Source organism: Flagellimonas myxillae, assembly GCF_023502235.1.
GTDB classification, from domain to species: domain Bacteria; phylum Bacteroidota; class Bacteroidia; order Flavobacteriales; family Flavobacteriaceae; genus Flagellimonas; species Flagellimonas myxillae.
On record NZ_JAMFLY010000001.1, the window covers coordinates 1724305 to 1746653 of the forward strand.

General features: G+C 38.4%; 17 protein-coding genes. 10 read left to right on the forward strand and 7 right to left on the reverse strand.

Annotated features, from left to right (window positions below):
* Positions 1-58 precede the first annotated feature (58 nt).
* The 6 genes from M3P07_RS07715 to M3P07_RS07740 form a co-directional block, all read right to left on the reverse strand.
* Positions 59-616 (reverse strand): helix-turn-helix domain-containing protein, encoded by a 558-nt coding sequence (locus tag M3P07_RS07715; protein WP_319946566.1) that lies wholly within the window; start codon positions 614-616, stop codon positions 59-61.
* On the reverse strand, positions 613-1335 hold the full coding sequence (locus M3P07_RS07720) for an acetolactate decarboxylase (RefSeq protein WP_249969300.1): 723 nt from the start codon (positions 1333-1335) through the stop codon (positions 613-615). Before M3P07_RS07720 ends, M3P07_RS07715 begins: the two co-directional genes overlap by 4 nt.
* 6 nt (positions 1336-1341) lie before the next feature.
* Positions 1342-1827: a DUF3347 domain-containing protein gene (locus M3P07_RS07725; RefSeq protein WP_249969301.1), complete on the reverse strand. Its 486-nt coding sequence runs from the start codon at positions 1825-1827 to the stop codon at positions 1342-1344.
* A gap of 44 nt (positions 1828-1871) precedes the next feature.
* A complete protein-coding gene (locus M3P07_RS07730) occupies positions 1872-3089 on the reverse strand; it encodes a TolC family protein (RefSeq protein WP_249969302.1) in 1218 nt (405 codons plus the stop codon).
* Entirely contained in the window at positions 3086-6865 is a 3780-nt protein-coding gene (locus tag M3P07_RS07735) for an efflux RND transporter permease subunit (RefSeq protein ID WP_249969303.1), read from the reverse strand. Before M3P07_RS07735 ends, M3P07_RS07730 begins: the two co-directional genes overlap by 4 nt.
* 103 nt (positions 6866-6968) lie before the next feature.
* On the reverse strand, positions 6969-7391 hold the full coding sequence (locus M3P07_RS07740; RefSeq protein ID WP_249969304.1) for an HYC_CC_PP family protein: 423 nt from the start codon (positions 7389-7391) through the stop codon (positions 6969-6971).
* A gap of 458 nt (positions 7392-7849) precedes the next feature.
* On the opposite strand from M3P07_RS07740, the gene M3P07_RS07745 reads away from it, so the two are divergent.
* The 10 genes from M3P07_RS07745 (at position 7850) to M3P07_RS07790 (ending at position 20889) form a co-directional block, all read left to right on the forward strand.
* Entirely contained in the window at positions 7850-8353 is a 504-nt protein-coding gene (locus tag M3P07_RS07745; protein WP_249969305.1) for a single-stranded DNA-binding protein, read from the forward strand.
* 88 nt (positions 8354-8441) lie between these two features.
* Positions 8442-8891: a JAB domain-containing protein gene (locus M3P07_RS07750; RefSeq protein ID WP_249969306.1), complete on the forward strand. Its 450-nt coding sequence runs from the start codon at positions 8442-8444 to the stop codon at positions 8889-8891.
* A gap of 10 nt (positions 8892-8901) precedes the next feature.
* Positions 8902-9099, forward strand: a complete 198-nt coding sequence (locus M3P07_RS07755) for a hypothetical protein (RefSeq protein WP_249969307.1) — start codon at positions 8902-8904, stop codon at positions 9097-9099.
* A gap of 367 nt (positions 9100-9466) precedes the next feature.
* A complete protein-coding gene (locus M3P07_RS07760; protein WP_249969308.1) occupies positions 9467-10030 on the forward strand; it encodes a BfmA/BtgA family mobilization protein in 564 nt (187 codons plus the stop codon).
* Positions 10030-11109, forward strand: coding sequence for a MobB family relaxase (mobB, locus tag M3P07_RS07765; protein WP_249969309.1), 1080 nt, complete (start codon positions 10030-10032; stop codon positions 11107-11109). Before M3P07_RS07760 ends, mobB begins: the two co-directional genes overlap by 1 nt.
* 13 nt (positions 11110-11122) lie before the next feature.
* On the forward strand, positions 11123-12703 hold the full coding sequence (locus tag M3P07_RS07770; RefSeq protein WP_249969310.1) for a type IV secretory system conjugative DNA transfer family protein: 1581 nt from the start codon (positions 11123-11125) through the stop codon (positions 12701-12703).
* 208 nt (positions 12704-12911) lie between these two features.
* A complete protein-coding gene (locus M3P07_RS07775) occupies positions 12912-14429 on the forward strand; it encodes a ComEC/Rec2 family competence protein (protein WP_249969311.1) in 1518 nt (505 codons plus the stop codon).
* A 21-nt stretch (positions 14430-14450) separates the two neighbouring features.
* Positions 14451-18248 (forward strand): SEC-C metal-binding domain-containing protein, encoded by a 3798-nt coding sequence (locus M3P07_RS07780; RefSeq protein WP_249969312.1) that lies wholly within the window; start codon positions 14451-14453, stop codon positions 18246-18248.
* A gap of 17 nt (positions 18249-18265) precedes the next feature.
* A complete protein-coding gene (locus M3P07_RS07785) occupies positions 18266-20410 on the forward strand; it encodes a KAP family P-loop NTPase fold protein (protein WP_249969313.1) in 2145 nt (714 codons plus the stop codon).
* A 110-nt stretch (positions 20411-20520) separates the two neighbouring features.
* A complete protein-coding gene (locus tag M3P07_RS07790) occupies positions 20521-20889 on the forward strand; it encodes a hypothetical protein (RefSeq protein ID WP_249969314.1) in 369 nt (122 codons plus the stop codon).
* Between the two features lie 187 nt (positions 20890-21076).
* Here M3P07_RS07790 and M3P07_RS07795 read toward each other — a convergent pair whose 3' ends face one another.
* On the reverse strand, positions 21077-22309 hold the full coding sequence (locus M3P07_RS07795; protein ID WP_249969315.1) for a site-specific integrase: 1233 nt from the start codon (positions 22307-22309) through the stop codon (positions 21077-21079).
* Positions 22310-22349: the final 40 nt, after the last annotated feature.

Consider the following 22349-nt stretch of genomic DNA (forward strand, 5'->3'; position numbering starts at 1 on the left):
TAGACCGGACAAAATATGAAGCCTTTATACCACAGGCTTGAACAATTCGGGTTGAAGCTTATACAATTTTGTCTAAGTTTTTTCTGTTCCAGTTTTGTACTTTTTTATATGCTGTCATTGACATGCCAGTATTATTTTTGAACTGCTTTGCAAGATGGCTTCCACTACTGTAATCCAGTGAATAAGCAATCTCAGCGAAAGTCATATTGCTCATTTGCAAAAGTTCTTTAGCCTTTTCAACCTTCAGACGGATGAGATATTTTTCAATCGTAATTCCAGCAGTAGCACTAAAGGATTTACTGATTATCGAATATTCCGTCCTTAATTCCCTGGACAAAATTACCGATAGGTTTTCCTGTAACCCTTTTAAGGAATCGAGGCTTTTAATCAAAATTGACTTCACGTTCTCAACCAAAATTGAATTTTGGTCATCAATGATTTCAAAACCGTTACGTTCAGCGATCTCCTTGAGAATACCTTTGCTTACATCCGCCTCATCCATCACAGTTAATTCGCCAAGCTCAATTGATAACACATTTATTCCAGCATTGTCTAGTTCTTGTTTTAGAACGGTCTTACAGCGGTCACAAACCATATTTTTAAGTTTAACTTTCACGGTATGGGCAGCTTTAATGTTGCTTTTTGACCTAATGACAAATCATCAACATGGCCGGCAATCTCATTATTATCTGTTTTAAAATGCATATGTAAGAACGTAGAATGATGGGTAAATACCGCCTTGTGCGACTTCGAAAAAAAACCGATAATTTCAACTTCTTTATTTTCTTCAACACCATTTAAACCTGATTCCTTGTGCTTTTGATGTGTGTGAACGGTATCGCTATCTTTCCAATTAATGACATGCCAATGCAATGATTGGGCGTTTCCTTCAATTAAAAAGGGAATTGGCTTTTCAGTATTAATCCCTAATGCTTTTGCCTGTTCTTCTATGAATCCCTCCAGTTTAATGGAAGAATCAATTTCATTTGGCATTTCTATGTTCTGCCAATTGGAGACTTGGGCATAAACGATTAGTGCCGCCTTTTTATCAAAAGTGGTATCGAAAACAACTTTTTCAGATGCTACGGACGTGTTGAATGCCCTACCATTAAAAATCTGAATCTCACCTTTTAAGTTCTCAAAAGCACCGAGCGCATATAGGTTTTTCCTTTTTGAAAGCGTATCCAATGCAGCCGTTGCTTCCAAGTTACCGGACATCATTGTACGTAAAGCTCCTGCATATTTTACTTCTCCATTCTGAGCCTCTAGAATACAGCTAACCAGTAATAAGGTCAGTGATACCATGGCAAGGATCTGTTTTAAAGAAGCGGTCATTCTTGTTTATTTTATGGTTTCTGTCACTTTACCACATTTTAGCATTTTATCCCCAAAGTAAGGGTTACGAATTTCTTCTTCGGTTGAAAGCCAGTAACCACCTTGGTTGTTAAAGGCCATTGGGCAAAATTGTTGATACACCTCACCAGAAGAAATAGATGCACCTACTATTGCCGTCATCTTTTCGGTAACATTGGAAAATACCGTGCGCTGTGCTTCGATATCACCTGTTTCGGAAATTTTGGAAAGCAAACCTTTTAAGGCTGCGTCGTCTGTATTTTCCATGAGCATTTTCGCCCCAGATTGTGCCTCTTCTGCATTTGAGTTTACCAATGCGGTCTTTACATGGATGTAGTGTTGAAATTGCTTGCTAACATTGTCATCACTAAAAGATAGCCCTACTATCTTGGTCGTTTCAGTGTTGGAATCCGATGTACTGGTGTTGTCCTTTGTTTCATTTTTACACGAAACCAAACTTGCAAAAGCAAGCATTACTATTGTTGTTTTAAAGCGTGTTTTCATCTTTGAATTTTAAATTATTGATTTATTAAATAGTTGATAATAGCTGATTGTACATAGTACAGCTGCACCGATTGGATTTTATTTATCTGGAACTTTAATTGTAGTTCCTGAATGTCAAGTACATCATTGAAATCTATGGTGCCGGTTTCATAATTCTTAACCAAAATCTGTTCGGCATCCTTGGCCTGTTTCAGGTTTTTTGATTGGGTATCGTAGGCTATACGGGCCTCATTTCGTTGTGCTATCGCTTTGGCAAAAGCGGACTCCAATACATTCAAGCGTTCTTGTTTTTGAAATGTAATTTCCTCCTTACGAAGTTCGTTCTGCTTGGTTTTTGAAGTATACCGCTTATTGAAAATTGGAATGGAAAGTGAGACCATGGGCATTACAATGTCTTTGCCATTATCGCTAAAGCTCATATCGGGTCGCTCTTGTACGGGAACATAGTCCAACCCAAACCCTAACATTGGTGCTCCTTCTTTTTGATTGAGCAATTCCGCCTGGGTCACCGATTCGTACATTTTATCAAAACGAAGAAGTTCAGGATTCAACTCAAGACTGTCCATAGTGACAGGGTCTCTATCAGGGATGTCCATAGCTACGGTCAAATCAACTGTGAGGTCTCTATCTCGATTCAATAGATTATTGAAATTGACCTGCTCTCCCTTAAATTGCTCCATGAGCATTTGCTTTTGTTGCTCCAATTCGTTCTGACGAATTTGCAGGCGCAACACATCCACAGCACTTGCCTTGCCCACTTCCACCGAAGTCAAGGCCAAGGTCTCATAGGTGTGGAGCAGTTCAATGTTAGTGTCCAAGACCCCTTGTTTGGCCCATAAGCTATAGAGTTCGTAGTACGATTCGGCCACGGCCAGTGCCAATTTTCGTTTTGCAACGACATAGTCTACATAATCTGTTTCGGCCATTGCAGAGGCGTACTTTTGGCGTGTAGCAACTGTCCCGAACCAAGGCAGCATTTGTTTGGCGGAAAAACGGGCAACCTGCGCCCCCGTCCTGGTTTCTGGTTCACTGACAAAATACCCCGCCCCGAATTCGGTATTGGGTAGCCAGTTGGCCTCGTTTTCCTTTTCCCTAGCAATCGTATATCGCAGTTCGTAGGCTTGAATTTTCGGATTATTGGCCTGTGCCTCCGCAATGTATGACTGCAATCCTTGTGCATTTCCCATAGCGGAAACCAACAAAAGACCGATAATAATTTTCAGCTTGTTCATTTGCTTACCTTTTTAAGTTGAACTTCCTTCCGCCATCCAAATAGCACGGGGACGACAAAGAGCGTAATCAAGGCAATGAGCATTCCCCCAAACGATGGAATGGCCATTGGTATCATAATATCACTTCCCCTCCCCGTGGTTGTTAGGATTGGTAACAAGGCCAGTATCGTGGTCGCCGTGGTCATCAAACAAGGCCGAATACGCTTTTCACCGGCCTCAACCACGGAATCATGGACCCCTTTTAAATCCATCGGTCTATTTCTATCGAAAGTCTGTGTCAGATAAGTAGCCATGACCACCCCGTCATCAGTGGCTATGCCAAAGAGGGCGATAAAACCTACCCATACCGCCACGCTCAAATTGATGACATCCATCTGAAAAAGATCTCGCCAATTCTCACCAAACAGATTGAAATTGAAGAACCAATCCTGTCCATATAGCCAAATCATAATAAATCCACCTGCAAAAGCAACGGCGATCCCGGTAAATACCATCAACGAAGTGGCCACACTCCTAAACTGGAAATACAGAATCAGAAAGATGATGACCAGTGCCAAGGGCACCACGACACCCAGCGTCTTTTCAGCCCGTAGCTGATTTTCATAAGTACCTGTGAAAGCATAGTTTATCCCTTTAGGGACAAGGAGTTCGCCACTATCAATCTTCACCTGGATCGCGGCTTGTGCATTTTCAACCACATCTACTTCCGCGTAACCGTCCAGCTTATCGAACAACACATAGCCCACAAGAAATGTATCCTCACTTTTGATGACCTGTGGACCTTGCTCGTAACGTATGGTAACCAGTTCATCTAGCGGTACCGGACTCCCTTTGGAAACGGGCACATAGATATTTTTTAAATCATCTGGATTGGCACGTAAATCCCTTGGATAACGAACTCTGACCGCGTAACGTTCCCTACCCTCCACGGTTTGGGTCAAAGGCATTCCACCCACCGCAATCGACAATACGCTTTGCACGTCTTCAATGGTAATGCCGTAACGTGCCAATTGTTCCCTATCTATATCAATAAGCAGATATGGTTTTCCTACAATACGATCGGCAAAAACGGCCTGTTCCTTTACACCTTCAGCTGTTTTTAATATCCCTTCCAATTGTAGGCCAAAAGCCTCTATTTCACTTAAGTCCTGTCCCTTTACCTTGATGCCCATAGGTGCGCGCATTCCAGTCTGAAGCATGACAAGTCGGGTTTCTATCGGTTGCAGTTTAGGTGCGGAGGTAACCCCGGGCAACTTGGTCACCCTTACGATTTCATTCCAAATATCATCGGGTGATTCAATTTCAGGCCTCCAATTGCGAAAGTATTCCCCATCCTCATCTGCAATCAATTGACTTCGTTCAATCCGATAGGGATCCGTTACTTTGGTTTCGGAATAAGTAGCGTTCTCGGCAAACGCTAGGTTGGGATTGGCTGCCAACTTGCCGTTCTGCAGTTCAAACAGACCGTCTTTGTTTACCTTAAAGCGCTGTGGTTCGCCCTCCCCGTTTAATTCATATTCCGAACGATATTGGATAACATTCTCATACATGGATAGCGGCGCAGGGTCAAGGGCAGATTCGGTTCGTCCAGCCTTCCCCACCACAGTTTTGATTTCTGGGATACTGGCTACTGCCATATCGAGCTGCTGCAAGACCCTTTTGTTTTCAGCTACACCAGAATGCGGCAATGACGTGGGCATTAATAAAAAAGAGCCCTCATTGAGGGAAGGCATAAATTCCTTTCCCGTATTGTTCATAATGAGGACACCACAAACCACAATCACAGTAGGGATGGAAAGAAATAAAAGCTTGTTCCCCAATGCCCAACGGAGTATTCGGGTGTAATACATTCTAAATACCCAAAAAGTGCCCAAAAGAGTGAAACTAATTATTCCCACAAAAAGCAGGTTCATCGGCACACTTCTATCAAATCCCAAAGGTCGCCAGTAAGTGGCCAAAAGGAAGATGATAGCTGTTGCTGAAATAATAATGTTTAGACGTGTCGCCTGTTTTTCAGAAAGCGAAAATCCATTGAACAGACGAGAGGCCAGTTCTTTGTTCTTTAGGGATGTTATGGTTCCAAAGGCTATTAACACCAAGCCTAACCAATAACCATAGAAAACAGCCGCTACTCCTGTAATAATCAATACTGCACAAGAAACATACCCCACGATACTTTTGCTTCTTCTTTTTTTGAAGAAAATGGCGGCAAAAGGTGGTATCAAGAAAAGGGCAACGATTATGGATGCAGTCAACGCCATGGTCTTGGTAAATGCCAATGGGCGAAATAATTTCCCTTCAGCACCCACCATCGTAAACACGGGGATAAAACTGATGATAGTGGTGAGTACGGCTGTCAGAATGGCTCCTGAAACTTCGGCAGTGGCATTGTAGACCACATCATTGGTGTGTAACCGTTCATTTTCTGGTTTAGTATCGTTCTCGTCCAGATGACGAATGATATTTTCTGAAAGTATGACCCCAACATCGACCATGGTACCTATGGCAATGGCAATACCTGAAAGGGCAACAATATTGGCATCGACCCCAAACAATTTCATGGAAATAAAAACCATTAGCACGGCAACGGGCAACAAACCTGAAATCAAAATGGAAGCCCGTAAATTGAATACCATGACAATGATGACCAATATGGTAATCAGAATTTCAAGGGTAAGTGCCTCATTGAGGGTTCCCAAGGTCTCTTGTATAAGTTCGGTTCGGTCGTAAAATGGAACAATAGTTACCTGAGAGGTTCGTCCATCTGACAACTGTTTTGAAGGGAGGCCCGAAGAAAGCTCCGCAATCTGGTCTTTGACATTATTGATGACCTCCATGGGATTTGCACCGTATCGGGCTACCACCACACCACCGACCACTTCGGCACCTTCTTTGTCCAATAGGCCACGACGGGTCGCTGGACCCAAACTCACTTTGGCAACGTCCTTTATACGGATGGAAGTATAGTTCTCCGCATCGACAACCGCATTCTCAATATCCCCAATCGATTTTACATAGCCCAAGCCACGGACCAAATACTCCGCCTGGTTCATTTCCAGGGTTTGTGCCCCAATATCTTGGTTGGATTGCTTTACTGCTTTTACGATATGGTGAAGGCCAATATTATATTGGCGCATCAACTCAGGATTGACATCAATTTGGTATTCCTGAACATATCCACCGATAGAGGCCACCTCAGAGACCCCACTTGCTGATGACAGCGCATACTTCACATAGTAGTCTTGAATGCTTCGCAGTTCGTGTAAGTCCCAACCTCCGGTGACGTTTCCGTCTTCATCGCGACCTTCAAGGGTATACCAAAATATTTGTCCAAGACCCGTGGCATCAGGACCCAATGAAGGATTCACCCCATTGGGCAACAGTCCAGCGGGAAGTGAATTCAGTTTTTCGAGAATCCTGCTTCGTGACCAGTAGAATTCCACATCTTCCTCAAAGATGATATAGATACTTGAAAAACCGAACATTGAGGAACTTCTAATGGTTTTTACACCCGGTATTCCCAATAATGATGTGGTAAGCGGATAGGTAATCTGATCTTCAATATCCTGAGGGGAGCGGCCATCCCATTTGGTAAAGACGATTTGTTGATTCTCACCAATATCGGGTATGGCATCCACCGCAATTGGATTGCTCGGCAAAAAACCTGTGTCCCATTTAAAGGGGGCATGTACCATTCCCCAGCCCACAAAAAGGACCAGTAGCAAGATGGCTACTAATTTGTTTTCGATTAAGAATTTGATCGCTTTGTTCAGCATATAATTCGAGTATTAGATAATTACAAGTACTTCGCGGAAATAGTGCATAGCACGTTTGGCCCAATGCGGTAAATCGCCGGGCACATTTGTAGTTATCTAAAAATCAAATTAAAAAGGTCTGGTGCAATAGCTGCACATCCCGTATCAGAGGGGGAGGGGAATACTCTTTAAAGGGGATTATTGTATCATCATATCCTTCAAAAAGGTTGATATAGGTGTAGATGAAAGAGGCAACGAAGAGTTGCTGGTCGAAGGTGAGTTGGTCAAAGGATACCTTTAAATCGTCCTGACCCTCCAAAACAATTTGAACATCGGTACAACAATCCATCTTCATCTCCATCACCGCACATTCTGTTGATGATTTGGACATCTCTGCCTTCATCATACAGCTAGCTGCACTATCGGAAAAACTGAAATCAACTAAGTGGTCACCACAATAGTGCATATCCACTGTAAAAGACATCGTGGACAGCAACACAATTGCTGATAGTGCAAGGGCCGATATTTTATGAAACAAGTCCTTCATTGAACAACACAAAAGTATTCAATTTTAACATATAACGATAAACTATAACATTTATTTAATTGAGCCGTAACTGCTTCCATTGCAGGAGTACTCTTCTCCAATGCATTTAAATCGACTTCCTTTTAACCGTCACCATTCCCTTTTTGGATAGGCAAAAAAACAATAGCAAAACCTTGCATTGCGGCATAAAGCCGTTTCGTTTCCTTCACTTTTTATACGCCCTCCAAGGCCTTGCTATTGTATCGAGAATAGCATCAAAAAAGGTAACAGCGACGGCACTATGGGAAGTAAATCATTTAAAATAAATCCAATGAAATCATACCAAAACAATAAAACGGAAGCGATACAGCAGTTAAAAAATCAAAAAAGGGAAAACGCTCTGGATATAATAAGTAAATCAGTTTTAAAGGCCTTATGAAAAAGGCAAAATCAATAGTAACATTTTAAATTTTTAAGTTATGAGTACATTAAGAAACAAAGTTCAGTTGATCGGAAACATTGGCAATGAGCCAAAAATCACCAACCTTGAAAGCGGTAACAAAGTGGCCCGTTTTTCCATGGCAACCAATGAGTATTACCGAAATGCACAAGGGGAAAAAATACAATCCACACAATGGCACTATGTAGTCGCCTGGGATAAAAAAGCGGACATCATAGAACAGTACACCCATAAAGGGAAAGAAGTGGCCATAGAGGGTAAATTAATCTCCCGAAGCTATACCAATGAAATGGGCATTAAATGCTATGTGACCGAAATTGTGGCCACAGAAATCTTACTCTTGGGATCTAAAAATGAACCTACCCCTCTAAATGAAATGGAGGTTACCGCAGATGAAGTAAACGGAAAACCTTCTATGGATGATACTTCAGCCAATGGGAAAACTACAGAAGCCCAACAAGGAAAAAAACCACAGGGAAGCACAAGAAAAAGAACTCCAAAAAGTAACCAGAAAGTTGCCTAACGCTAGGTACTTCTTCAAAAGTAAAGAGGGCACACACTAACCACAGGTTTGCCCTCTTTTTCATTATAAATCCTATTAAGATAATACAATGAGAACGCAAATTAATGAAATAAAAATAAGCTACAAAGACCGCATCTTATCCGATAAATGGGTGAAGCTGAACAGCTCTCAAAGTGCAGCGGAATTCATATACAAACAATGGGACAAAAACACCATAGCCTTGCACGAAACTTTTAAGGTGGTGTTACTTAACAACGGCAACAAAGCCAAAGGAATATTTGAGGTATCCAAAGGCAGTATTACGGGTACATTGGTGGATATAAGGGTATTACTGGCCGTGGCCTTAAAAAGCCTTTCCGTGGGCATGATATTGACCCATAATCACCCAAGCGGAACGCTAATGCCAAGTGCATCCGATAAGCAAATCACTAAAAAGATAAAGGATGCTGCAACCCTTTTGGACATCAAAGTATTGGATCATATCATCATTACCCCCAATGCCGACTATTTCAGTTTTGCCGATGAAGGCCTAATCTAAAATTTGAGTAATGATCTATTTGAATTTTACAAATTTGGACGAAGAAACGCAGCAACAGCTAATGACGGTTTCTAAAAAAGATATCGAACGAAAATTTGGTCTAGACTTAAAACGATACGCCAAAAGAAACAATGTTGATTACCAATCACTTTTGGAAACAGAGGCACAACGAAACCTATATACTTTCAAGTATGTATTTAAGATTTAAATAGAATCGATATACTATTGGAAAGGGCAGTTTTTAAACTGTCCTTTTTCTTTTGATGGATATACAGTGAAAAGAAATATCCGCTAACAATACCTTAAAAGTGCGTTTGCAACTTTCTTAAAATCTCCTGTTATACCTCAAAAACAAGCCCCTGCGAATACCTTGGTATTTGTATGGATTTTCGAACGCTTGCGGGCGAAAAGGAATAGCAAGAGGGTAGCGCGCCAAGGCGACGCTACGAATGTGATTTGCTTCGCAAAAGCCCATAAAAACTGGTGTTTCTAGAAGTTTACTGAATAGCAGATGTATTGAAGGATTGTGACAAATCAAATTGGAAGCCCCATAAACAGGGAAAAATATTGTGACAATGGATGGATTCAAATCGATACGCTTTAAGGAAAGCACTGTGAAAAGGTTTAGGGCATTCTCCAAGAAAATGGCGAAGTCCTATTCTGAATGTCTGGAATCCATCATGGACTTTTTTGAGTGGCACGGGTTGGACCCCAATAATAAATTCGGCAAGAGTATCATTCAGGAAATTTTAAAGAACAGGCAACGCACAGAGACCTCCATCAAACGGAACGAGGCCACCATCGCCATCATTCGAGACATCGAAATCAATCAGACCAAGCCCAACAATGCGATGCTCTTGGCCCTCTTTGGGGAGGATGCCAAGACCAAAAAGCCCATCCGAAAAGAACGAAAACAACTTGAAAAGAAACCGAAACCCGATACAGAAATCGAAGTGACAGTTCCCAAGATTCGCTATGAACGCCTCGTTGAAAAATTGGAAAAAATCAGACAGGATTATAGTAACGTACTGAATCGTGTAGAACTGGTCAAAGGAAGTTTTGGTAAGCCCTTTTTTAAACTGGAACTAACCCCAGCGGAGTTGGAAAGATTCAAGAGAACCCTCAAAAACAATTCGTAATGCACATCAATATCACGCCACAAAAAATCGGTCCGCAACATGAAACCTACAACAGTAGCGTGACGGATTATGTCAACTATCTGGAGAAGGAAAACGAAGGCAAACACCCGGAGCTACAAGAGCATTTCTTTGACCAGAACAATGACCAAGTCAGCCCCGAGACCGTCATTTCTGAAATCGATGGAAACACCAAAAAACTGAAGAAACGTGATCCGAAATTCTATTCCATCGTGGTCAGTCCCAGTGCCAAGGAACTCAAGCACATCAACAATGATCCTGCCCTACTCCGTGCCTATACCCGTGAACTGATGAAGGACTATGCGGCTTCCTTTTATCGTGATAGAACCGTCACCGTTGATGATATCAAATACTACGCAAAGATTGAACATGAACGCTCCTTTCGGGGTTTTGAAAATAGGGTTCAAGAGAATGCGCCCTACCGCAAACAGATTGCCAAACTACAAAACGATATGGCCAAGGTTCGGCGTGGAGAACTGGAGGGCGACCTCAAAAAAATCCAACAGAAAATTGACCGATTGGTAGCCGAAGCACCCCATAAGATCAATGGAAAGTTGGTGACCGAGGGCACAAAAAAGGAAGGGTTTCAGACGCATGTGCACATCATTGTAAGCCGTAAGGATGTCACCAATACCTATAGTCTCTCCCCCAATGCCCAGCACAAAAAGAACGTGACCATCCTTAATGGGAAAGAGCAGAAACAAGGCTTTGACCGAAACCAATTCTTTGACGCGGCGGAGCAACGCTTTGATAAACTCTTTGGGTATCAGCGGAATTTTATTGACCGATACAACAATAAAAATCTTTACCAAAAAGACCCAATAAAGTTCTTTGCCTTGGTCGCAGGGCTGCCCACCAACCAACGGGGGCTGGCTTTAAAATCCCTGTACAAAATGGGCATTCCCACCAATCAAAAGGGCGTCGCCTTGAAACTGTTCCATAAGTCAGGGCTCAATGTTCCCAACATCCCCACCAATAAGGTACAACTGGCCATGAAAGCCTTTAACCAACTCAAAAAAGGAATGAAACGTGCCGTGGAAGCAAGCTCCATTGGCGTTTAAAAACTATGGTAATATGGAAAATGTAATAGGATTGATCGTATTGTTTTTGATTGGGGTTGCCCTTGAATATCTGCTGATCCGCTTTCTGAAAAAGGGTTTTTATGTGGTACTATTGCTCTTGGTACTATTGGCAGGAACATTCTATTATTATTTGCCGATTACATTGTTTCTGAAAATGGTTTTGTATGGGGGACTCCCCCTCCTATTCGTGGCCATCCTTCTCTTTGTATTCGTGGCCAAAGAAGAAACCCCGACCAATATCAATGAAAAATATAAAGCCATTCTCCAAACCAAAGGGTATCGTTTGATGCTGGGTAATATCCGTCGTGGCATCTCCATAATTGGCTCCGCAGGGAGCGGAAAAACGGAAAGTGTCGTCTATAGTTTGTTCCAACATTTAGGGGTGCATGGGTTCTGTGGGGTGATGCACGATTACAAGAATTTTGAGATTACCGAGATGGCCTATCCCATCTTTAAAGCGACCAATAGGGACTTCTATATCATTTCCTTTGGACCGATTTACCACCGGGTGAATCCCATTGCACCGCGATATATTCCCGATGAGGAAAGTGTCCATGAAATCTCACGCGTCCTTTTGGATAACCTTTTGGAGCTTAAAGAAAGTGGAAGTACTGGGACCTCCAAGTTTTTTAATGATGCCGTTGAAGGGTTGATTGGTGGATTGATCTGGAGGTTGAAGGTTGACTATCCCGATTATTGCACCATTCCCCACATGATTGCATTGTACCAACACTTGACCACGGAAGAACTGATGGAGTTTTTAAGTGCCAATACCACCTCAAAAGCCATGGCCGATGCCTTTATCAGTGGTGTGGATTCGGATCGCCAGACCGCAGGGGTTAAGAGCACCTTGGCCAATGCTTTTAAAAAGATAAGTACACAAAAAATCTTTATGGTGTTGTCCGCGGATGAAGTGCCCTTGAACTGCAATTACCCTGAAAATCCCTCTATCATTTCAGTGGTCAACGACCCTAAAAAGGAAACTTCCCTTTCCCCTGTCATTGCCACTATCATCCACTCTATCACCAAACAAATGAGCGAACGAAATCGCTTATCTTCTTTTCTTTTGATGGAGGAAGCGGCGACCTTGCGACTCTTGAACATGCACCGTATTCCTGCCACTCTACGGAGCTATGATATTGCAACCATTTATGTTTTACAGGACAAAGTACAGAACGATATGATGTATGGGGATAAGGCCAGTAAGGCCATCTTGAGCAACCTATCCTATCAGTTTTTTGGGAAGGCCAATGACCCCGATACCGCCAAATACTACGAGCGTTTCTTTGAGATTGTAAAGAAGGAAACCCGTAGCATTAGTAAAGGAAATTCCTTGAATTTTGATACCCGAGTGACCCAAGGGGAAAAGGAAGTGGCCAAGCGAAGGGCGGATGCTTTTTATGGGCTAAAGCAAGGGGAATTTGTGGTGTTCTTTGATGGAAAGGATAAAAAGGTACGGTTTAAAATGCCCCAAATTAAAAGAGAGTTGCCTAAACCCATGTCAATTGATGAAGATGAATTGAGAGCGAATTTTGAAAGGGTTCATCGAGAGGTGAAATCAATTTTTAGATAATGCATATAATAACGAATTGGGTAAAAACCCTATAAAAATTGGGGTTTTTCTATAATGGTATTTCTTAATCAATTTCTATATTAAAGGTCTCCAAATAATTGACTTTCCTCCTCTGCTATTCCCCCCAAGAAATAACTGTTAGTGGGTATTTATACTCCTTGATGGAATTTATATAATCGTTGGAAATAAACACTAAAACAATTCTAAAATGAAAATCAAATATGTCCGGAAAAACACGGCTAAGTTTTTGAAAAAACAATTTGATGGGAAATTTGTCAAAATTGAACTCTTATGGGGTGACCGAATCGAGGTTGTTGAAAGCAATAAAAATGCGGATGGTTGGATAAAGTGTAAGGCACGTGGAAATGAAGGGTATATTGAACCAAATTCTTATGGGGATGAGTCTTTACTGGAAATATATATCTGTGATGTAGGTCAAGGTGATGGTATGCTGATAAAATGCCCTGACAATGATGACAAAACCTTAGGGCGTCATATCATGATTGATGGGGGTTATTTACGAAGGAAGCAACCAACAAACAAAAATGCAGCTGACTTTGTCGACTGGAAATTCAGCAAGGAATATGGGGCAGACAAAATAGAGTTGGATGAAATGATAATATCCCATTGTGATGCCGATCATTATGGCGGTTTATGGGATCTTGTAAATCCTTCACCAGAATCTAAAGAAGAGCTTGACCTAGATGAAGTCAAAGTATCTAATTTTTATCACGCAGGGGTATCATGGGTAACACTATCCAAGGGAAAAAGGCGTTCTTTAGGCGTTCGAAAGAATGGTAAACTAAAAACAGTATTTACGGATAAAAAGAGTTTTGAAAATGCACTCCAAAGCAATAAATATCCAAAGTTGCAGGGAGAGTGGGGTGGTTTTATTCGCAATCTTATAGATAGTAATTCCGTCAAAAACATCGATATACTGGGTTATGATGTAAATCAAGGTGGTGATCAATACATGAAAAACTACGAACCTGATAACTCAGATGTCGTAATCAAAGTTTTAGGTCCAATTTTAGACAAAAAAAGTAACGGTAAAATTGAACTCTTTGATTTAAAAAGCAATTCCCAAAATACGAATGGAAATAGTATTGTTCTCAATCTGAAATATAAGGGCTTTAAAATATTGCTTACAGGCGACCTTAACAAAGCCAGTCAAGATTTACTTCGTAAACATCATGATAAAAAAGAGTTTGCCTCAGACGTAGCCAAGGCTTGTCATCATGGAAGCCAGGATATTTCATATACATTCTTAGAACAGATTAATGCAGCAGCGACAATAATTTCTAGCGGAGATAATGAGTCCCACGCCCATCCTAGGCCTAATATGATATCAATGTCAGCTATAACGGGATTTAGAACAACTGATGGGGATAGTCTAAAAACCCCGCTCATATACTCCACAGAATTAGCAAGAAGCATTAAGGTAGGGATTCCATACGCTGCCAATATTAATAATCCAAAGGATGATGTGATTGATAATAATTTGTTTATCAATGACCTCAGCGAAGTTTGGGTGAACTATAAAAGCACGGATGCGGGTGACCTTAGTCCTGCAGATAAAACGAGAACACTGAATCGCTTAAATGTTATTGACGGAGTTATTTATGGTTTAGTGAATGTCCGAACTGATGGAAAAAAAATAATGACTGCTGTAAGAAGTGAAAAAGGTCATAAATGGGATTATGAAACTTTTAATTCAAGGTTTTAAATTCTAAACTGGTCAAACCGAATGAAGATTGGAAGGAACGAGAAATGTCCATGTGGTAGTGGATTAAAATATAAAAAGTGTTGTCTAAAAAAAGAGATTGACGATGAACCTCCTATTGATTTTGCTGATTTTCAGAAACTATTCCAAAACGAAATAAAAGACAAGGAATACAACAAAACTGATGATTTCATCAAAAACAATGACTACAGAGAAACTTTAAAGGTTATAGCTTTCTTACAAACACTACCTCAAAACCATACAAAAAATGTTAGGCTAGAATTACTAATACATAATATTCTTTCGTCAAATGATTTACTTGAAAATGACGAATGGGATTTAGAAGAATTTGGAAAATTACTGACTGAAGAATACCCCAATCATGTATTTGAAGACCCCGCAGAAGGTTTTTTTACGGAAAATCTAATTTTCATTAATGGCAATAATGTTGTTTATAGTGGGATTGCTAACGACACATGTAATGTAGTACAAACACTTTTAACCGCATGCCTTTCCCCAATCTTTCCCAAAGAATTTACAAAAGATGTAGTTAATGGCAGCCTTTTTATTTTGGACATTCATAATGCTATTGCAAAAGAACTGGGTCATACTCATAGGATGTTCGAGGAAATTGAAGACAACCTGATATATTTACCAAATCCGCATCTAATCCAGGAAAACTCAAGTCTTTTCAGTTATACTCAAGAAGAAATCGATGAGATTTGCACGAAATTGGGTGTTGGCAATAATATTATTCATCAATTTATATGTCAAGAACCTATACATGACTATTTTGATTATGAAAATGAGGAAAGTCCTTTATTGGCCAAACCGTTCCTTAAAATAGGAGAATTATATTATTTGATCTTACCGACGGCCGAGTTATTTTGTTTAAATGAGTTCATAATTTCAAAAGCCAAGGAGTATCAGTGCTTGGAAAAGCTCCTAAGAATTTTTGCCGAGCAACAATCCGAAGTAGCTTTTACATGGCTACATAAGTGTAGTTGGAAAAGAAAAGATTTGCCTGTAGAGGGTAAAACGAAAAACAACAGTTCTTACCTTGTATATAAAGAGATTTATCAAATCGATGAAAATAAGTTAGCACTTGCTATTTTCATCAATGAGTCAGGGTCCGAGAAATACTCTGTTAAAGATATTGATGCCATCACTAAGTTTAGTAACGAACTGATTTTAGGTATCAAAAAAACTCATCCTAATTACAAAGTATTTCTATTAGTATTATTTCAAAAATATAGAATGTTGAAAAAAACCATTTTTGGTTTAGGGAATAATTCTATATCAGATTTGGCACTCTGTATGTTCATGTCTTCTTTTCAAGTTTTGATTAATCTATGGGATTTTGACACTCTAACCTTATGGAAATATGCTAGGCAATATGAAGCTGTTTCCAAGAATGACCTGTTTACGAATTTTAACAATCATCTATCAAAAATGGATTGGTATATGCGCTACCACCACTCCTTCCAACATCCTGATGATGCCATGCCTAATAGTATGATTTTTGATTTATCGACAGAGGGTAGTGTAAAAAGAAGGGGATTGGAAAAAATCGATGAATTTGGAATTCCAATTTTCTTGAACGAAACATTGGGCTTTTTACCTTGTATTAAAAAAGATGATAATATACCTGTTTACATATCATATGAATTTGTCCACGGCATTATCCGTGAATGCTTATTGAGCTATACATTCCCAATTTGGATAAAAGCCAAGAAGGGGATTGATAAAAAAGCTAACACCTATATAAACGCAATTTTTTATTGGCTCAATGAAATTCAACCTTCCCTGAAAAATTTCATGCCTGAAGTTGATGCACCTATTCAGTTAATAATCGAATTGGACAATAAGATTTATGAGCTTGAATCTTTATCCGAGCTAAAAAATGAGCGAGTAAAGTTTTCATATTCGCTCGATTTAAAAACAGCCACAATCAATTTTAAAATACCATTCGAATTAATTGATTCCTTAAGCACTGCCAATAATGAAGGCGAAAGAATTTTAGTGGCATTTATTATTGATGTACTAAGTGATTTTATGAATAAAGCTGGGAAAAGTCAGAAAATTAGCATCCCTGCAAGAAACAAGATTATCAATACTCATATACCTCAAGGCAATAAAAAAATGATTTTAATGCCTACTGGAGGGGATAGACACGGTATGTTACTTGCGAACATAGATATTGAAGAACCTAGGTTTTTGCAAAAGGCAGAAAGGTCATTTATACTTGAAAATCAGCTAAAATGGTATGGTAAAGAGGTTTCTGAAGAGACTATAGAATTAGATAAAAACAGTTTCTTAAATGAGCTTTCATTTTTACATCTAAAAAGGGCTATTAGTTTAATAAAAGAGTTTAACATATCAGACCTTCTACCTTATATTATTAAAAAGCATGAATCGTTAATTCAAAATAAGTTCTTTCGCCATGTATATTATCCCGCTCGACTCTTATGTTACGATAAATATATAGACGTAAGAAAAGAGTTTTATGATTCTGAAAAGGAACATATCGAGACCTCTCTGATTTATAGAATCTTGATTGAGTTTGTTATAGCTGAAAACCCTACAGGAACTAAATCTCCTAATAAAGAAGATTTAGATTTGGTTTTGTCCTATCTATCCCAAGTGAATAATTATGCCCTGCTTAGTGACGAGATAAGGTATGGTTTCCAAAACCCGAGAATTTACATATTGCCATCTGGAAGAGTAGGCATTGTGAAAGAGTCGTTGGATGCATTCAATGACGCATTAACAAGTGTCATGTATGGAGATGATTTTGACTCACATTTAGAGAATTTTGAAGACAATTTCTATGAAAGAGAAATAATTGAAACAAACATTCAGAAGGAGAATGATTTAACAGAAACTAGCAAAAAGGATATTGAGGAAATTGAAATCGGATTTCTTAAAGATTGGGGAATTAGTTTGTTCGATGTTTATAACATAGGAGAATTTCTATGTGAGTATAGCTTACTAGAAGGAACTTCATTTTGTAAGATTAGCTCTGAAGAATTTTTCAATAAAACATCAAAAGAATTTGACAAGCAAACAATGAAGGCTTTTATTAAGGTAATGGCTTCAAAAAGTAGAAATGGGATTTTAAACTTTCCAACTGGAGAGCGCAAAGAAGAGTTTTATCCTTGGAGGTATAATAGGAAATTTTCCTATTTATATCGACCGCTCATTGAACTTAAAGAAGGTCAAAAGGTTTATTATGCGTGGGGAGCAAGGCATATGCTCAATTCTGTTTCCAATCTATTACATAGCTTTTATGATGGAACTTTAAAGGCCGAAAATTCACCTAATATCAACAACTTAACGGCCAAAAGATTGGTCCAAAAAGGTTCAGAATTCAATGAAGAAGTATATGATTGGTTGAAGACTAATTCTGACTTAGAGGTAGTTGGGAAAGATATATGGATAAAACCCAAAGGTTTTTTCAGTGCAGATGAAAATTATGGTGATATAGATATATTGGGAATTAATCACGCAAAAAAAACAATCTATTCAATGGAATGTAAAAATACAGTCCAGTCCAAACTGCCTTATGAATACCATACAGAAATAATGAAATACTTTGGTAAAGAAGGGGATGAGGAAAAAGGATTAATAAGAAAGCATATTAAACGTGACAAATGGTTAAAAGTCAATCAAAAACTCGTGCATTCGAAATTAAATTTGACTGAGAAATATTCTATAGAATCCATAATCATAACATCAAATTTTCTTCCCGCTACGCTTATTAAGAAGCCTTCTCTTAAAACACATTCTTTTAGGGAGCTTAAACGAGATATTAAACTTTAAAAGTAATTAAGTAGCCAATGAGTAATAAAAGCGTAATCTTAAACGAAATAGCTGTAAAATCAAGAAATGACGATTTACTTAGTTACTACCCCTTTGCGGAAAAAATAAAAGAAATAATTCAAGGCTATGCAAGTAATCCTGAACCATTGACTATTGGAATATATGGAAAGTGGGGAGCCGGTAAAACTTCTTTGTTAAACCTGATAGAAAAGAACATTGAGATTTTTCAAAAGAATAAAGAAGATAAGCCATACATAAAGTTTCACTACAATCCTTGGTTATATCAAACCAAGGATGAAATGCTCTTTGATTTCTTCTATACCCTTAGCAATAAGCTTAAATTTCAAAAAAATCAAAGCCTACAAAAAGCTGGCAAATTAATTCTGAAATATAGTCGATATCTAAAATCCATTAAATTATCTGTTTCTGGTGGGATACCTAAAACTTTTAATGCTGGACTAAAAATAGAGCCTCACGAGATTTTCAAAGCATTGGGGGAGGATTTACAAGGAGCGCAGAAAAGCATTGATGAACTTAAAAATGAAGTCAATGATGAACTTGCTAGTTCGGATAAAAAGGTCATAATCTTCATTGACGATATCGATCGACTTGATCGTGAGGAAATTTACACCTTGCTAAAACTTATTAAAATCAATGCTGATTTTAAAAACCTAGTATTTATACTATGCTTAGATCCAGAACATGTCGCCAAGGCAATTCATGGCAGATATGGTCCTGATGTTAAATCTGGTAAGGATTTTCTTGAAAAAATTATTAATATCCCTTTGGAACTCCCATTGGTTGAAAAAGCTGATTTAGACCTGTACATTAGAAAGAAACTGAATTCTGTGATAGGCAAAAGGTTAATCCGTGAAGATTTGTTAGAAGAACTAAATCGAAGCCTTAATGTTAGTTATTTTGATTCTCCAAGAGAAGTCATAAGAATTCTTAATTCTTTTTCCATTTCATTGTATGCGATTGGTGATGAAGTAAACATACATGATCTTTTTTGGGTTGAATATTTGAAACTGAAGTATCCCAAAGCTTATGAGGTTTTGAAAACTTATGGTAAAGACAATGTTGCATCTCATGTTTTTAATCCGGTTATTACGTTGAATAACGATGTTAGTGAGATCAAAAGTGAAAGTGGAAAAAGGCTAGTTTTAAAAAAAGAGCATCCTGAGGCATATAAAATAATTGATTTTGTATTTCCAATGGATAGAACCAATACTGTATCGGCTTATCAGTCCAAGGGGTTAAAACCTGCAACAGAATTGGATAAAGGACTAAGAATAAATCATATTTCTCATTTTGAGAAGTACTTTTCATATCATACTAAAGGAAAAGTATCTGAAATAGAATTTTCCACATTTAAATCATTTCTTCAAGATAATGACGAGGAGAATGCCTCAGAAAGTCTTGAAAAGATATTATCCAACTCCAATGAGTACAAAGTTGTTTATCGATTAAGTGCGGAATTAGATGAAATAAACAAGCAGGATTATGGGAAGTTCATTTCCTTTTTGATAAAAAATATTGATCAATTCAAGGAAGAAATAGATGGACACCTGAATTCTATCGAATTAATTCAAAACATTGGAGAAAAGCTCAGGGAAAACCACTCAAATGTAAGCTCCGAGACCGCAATAAACATAGCTGAAAATATGAATTATTTTCAATTAAGTTATTTTGTTGGTAGACTCCAAGAGAATCCTAGTATAAGTTATTTAGAAGATTTAGAGCTAATATTAATTGATAAGGTCAAGCTTGATCAACCGGAGCCATTTTATACTAAAAGGGAGGTATCAAAATTGATTATGGAAACTTGGTCTCGAAGAAATAATAAAGAGTTTCAAGAATTCTTGAATAAAAGCTTATCCTCTAAGGAGAACGTATTTAGCTTTTTACAATGTTTTCCTTATTTGTGGAATAATCATATTCAAGGAGTTTTTAAACACGAAGATTTTGTTTTTATAAAAGAGCAATTGAAAATCAACGTTGATATAATTTTCAACAAAATCAAAGACTTTGTTTTCCAGGAGTTCAATCTTGAAAGTTTAGAAAGAGACTTCAAAAAATGGGATGATAAGCGAAAGAATACAAAAATGGACAATGTAAATCAGTTTGTTTACTGGTATTTAAAGGACAAGCAAGTGACATAGCTTTTTATTTATTCAATAGAGCAGTAGAAAACATAAAAATGCAACCCACCAGAATAGAGTTTTTTTAAAACTCAAAATCTATCTATAATATAGCTGTAAAAAGCCTTAGAATGATAAAGGAGAAACTATTTTGGCCCTCGAACTACCTTTTTAAAGTTGAGTACTTCAAAAAAGGAAAGCTAAAAGGAAAAAGAAGTAACCAGACCTATGCCAATTCTTATAGGGATGTACTTTATGAATTTTTACTAAAAGAGCTTTGTGAAAAAGTACATGGTCATGATTGGTGGAACTTAGCTTTAAACGACAAAGATATTATCTGTCATAAGGAAAGTAATGTATCGGCTTTCTATACAATAATCTTTAAAGAAGGAGGTAAAGTATTATGTGAATACGAAGTGGAAATGGAGGTAATAGGGTGCCATAATGATATTGTCGATAACCCTGATACATCTCCAATTAGAAGAATAGAAAATTGTTAAGGTTATTGCCTGATTTTTGCAGCAAAAAAAAGACTACTATTGACTTTCATTGCAACAATAGTCTTCTTTAGACGTGATTTAACTTCAAAATCAAATTACCCTTTAGTAACTGCATCAATTTTTCTCTGGTAAGCTTTAACAGGCTTTTAGAAAGATTTTTTAATAATACGCAAAGTATCCGAACTTATCATGCACTTTCTCTATCGCTGTTTAGTGTATTCTGTAGCTTGTTCATGTCATCTTGCAACTTCCTTTCCACGACATTCGCATAAATTTGTGTGGTAGAAAGCTTGGCGTGACCCAATAATTTTGATACTGTGGCAATGGGCACTCCATTTGAGAGGGTAACTGTTGTGGCAAATGTATGTCTGGCCACATGGCAAGTTACCTTAAAATCTATACTGCAAAGAGTAGCAATTTCCTTTAAATAGGCATTCATTTTTTGATTGGAACAAACGGGAAGTAACCTATTGGAATTCTCAAAACAATCATATTTATCCAAGATAGCTTTTGCCTTATCCAAAATTGGGATTTTAACGGGCTGGGCACTTTTTTCTCGGTACAGGAATAACCACATGTTACCATCAATTCCCATAACTATGTTTTCATCTGTAAGCATCTTTACATCAATATAGGCTAATCCTGTATAACAACAGAATACGAATACATCTCGGACCCTAACGAGTTTTGAATCATTTAATTCTATATTTTCAAAGGCCTCCAATTGGTTTTTGGTTAGGAAACCACTTTTGTACTTGGTATAACTCAGCTGGTATTTTTCAAAAGGGTGCTTTACTATCCAATCCAATTTCTCTGCAAATCCCATAAGTTTATTGAGCCGTTCGATATGCTTCATAATCCCATTATTTTTTAAGGGTTTGGCCTTATCTAAATGGTTCTCGGGATTTCTTAGAAACAACTCAAAATCCACTATGAAGCTATATTGTATGTACGTCAGTGGTATGTCTGAGGCTTTGAATTTTTTAGCTAAAAAGTGTTCTAAATACTTTTTGGTGGAACCGTAATTCTTTAAAGTCCCAGGAGCTAATTTGAACTGGTTTTTATCGTAGTGGTAATTGTACAAGCCAAATAACGTTTCATTATTATGGTCCGTTCCCAAATACCTTGCCTTGACCGATTGTGCCGTAACGAACCTTCCCTCTTTTTTTAATTGTTTGTAACAGTCCGCAAGTTCTGTGTAAATGGTATCTAAATCTTGGTTTAAGGCACGTGCTTCTACCGTTCTACCTTCGGCCCGACTCATTTTTCGATTCCAAGAATCCATGGGAAATTGTATTCCTAAACTAATTTCCGCCCGTTTACCATCGACCGTTATTCGAGCATAAATCGGGGCGATGCCCCGCTTCTTTTTGGCAATTTTCTGCCAAAACAAAATGGTGAATGTTTTTGAAGTCCTCATATCTTTCGTTTTAGGTAACCGAATAGGTAACCGATTAAAA

Coding starts and splice junctions, on each gene's coding strand:
- M3P07_RS07725 (WP_249969301.1), bottom strand. CDS start 1,827: ATGCTTGCTTTTGCAAGTTTGGTTTCGTGTAAAAATGAAACAAAGGAC.
- M3P07_RS07775 (WP_249969311.1), top strand. CDS start 12,912: ATGAAAATCAAATATGTCCGGAAAAACACGGCTAAGTTTTTGAAAAAA.
- M3P07_RS07785 (WP_249969313.1), top strand. CDS start 18,266: ATGAGTAATAAAAGCGTAATCTTAAACGAAATAGCTGTAAAATCAAGA.
- M3P07_RS07745 (WP_249969305.1), top strand. CDS start 7,850: ATGAGTACATTAAGAAACAAAGTTCAGTTGATCGGAAACATTGGCAAT.
- M3P07_RS07755 (WP_249969307.1), top strand. CDS start 8,902: ATGATCTATTTGAATTTTACAAATTTGGACGAAGAAACGCAGCAACAG.
- M3P07_RS07720 (WP_249969300.1), bottom strand. CDS start 1,335: ATGACCGCTTCTTTAAAACAGATCCTTGCCATGGTATCACTGACCTTA.
- M3P07_RS07740 (WP_249969304.1), bottom strand. CDS start 7,391: ATGAAGGACTTGTTTCATAAAATATCGGCCCTTGCACTATCAGCAATT.
- mobB (WP_249969309.1), top strand. CDS start 10,030: ATGCACATCAATATCACGCCACAAAAAATCGGTCCGCAACATGAAACC.
- M3P07_RS07790 (WP_249969314.1), top strand. CDS start 20,521: ATGATAAAGGAGAAACTATTTTGGCCCTCGAACTACCTTTTTAAAGTT.
- M3P07_RS07770 (WP_249969310.1), top strand. CDS start 11,123: ATGGAAAATGTAATAGGATTGATCGTATTGTTTTTGATTGGGGTTGCC.
- M3P07_RS07780 (WP_249969312.1), top strand. CDS start 14,451: ATGAAGATTGGAAGGAACGAGAAATGTCCATGTGGTAGTGGATTAAAA.
- M3P07_RS07795 (WP_249969315.1), bottom strand. CDS start 22,309: ATGAGGACTTCAAAAACATTCACCATTTTGTTTTGGCAGAAAATTGCC.
- M3P07_RS07760 (WP_249969308.1), top strand. CDS start 9,467: ATGGATGGATTCAAATCGATACGCTTTAAGGAAAGCACTGTGAAAAGG.
- M3P07_RS07735 (WP_249969303.1), bottom strand. CDS start 6,865: ATGCTGAACAAAGCGATCAAATTCTTAATCGAAAACAAATTAGTAGCC.
- M3P07_RS07750 (WP_249969306.1), top strand. CDS start 8,442: ATGAGAACGCAAATTAATGAAATAAAAATAAGCTACAAAGACCGCATC.
- M3P07_RS07730 (WP_249969302.1), bottom strand. CDS start 3,089: ATGAACAAGCTGAAAATTATTATCGGTCTTTTGTTGGTTTCCGCTATG.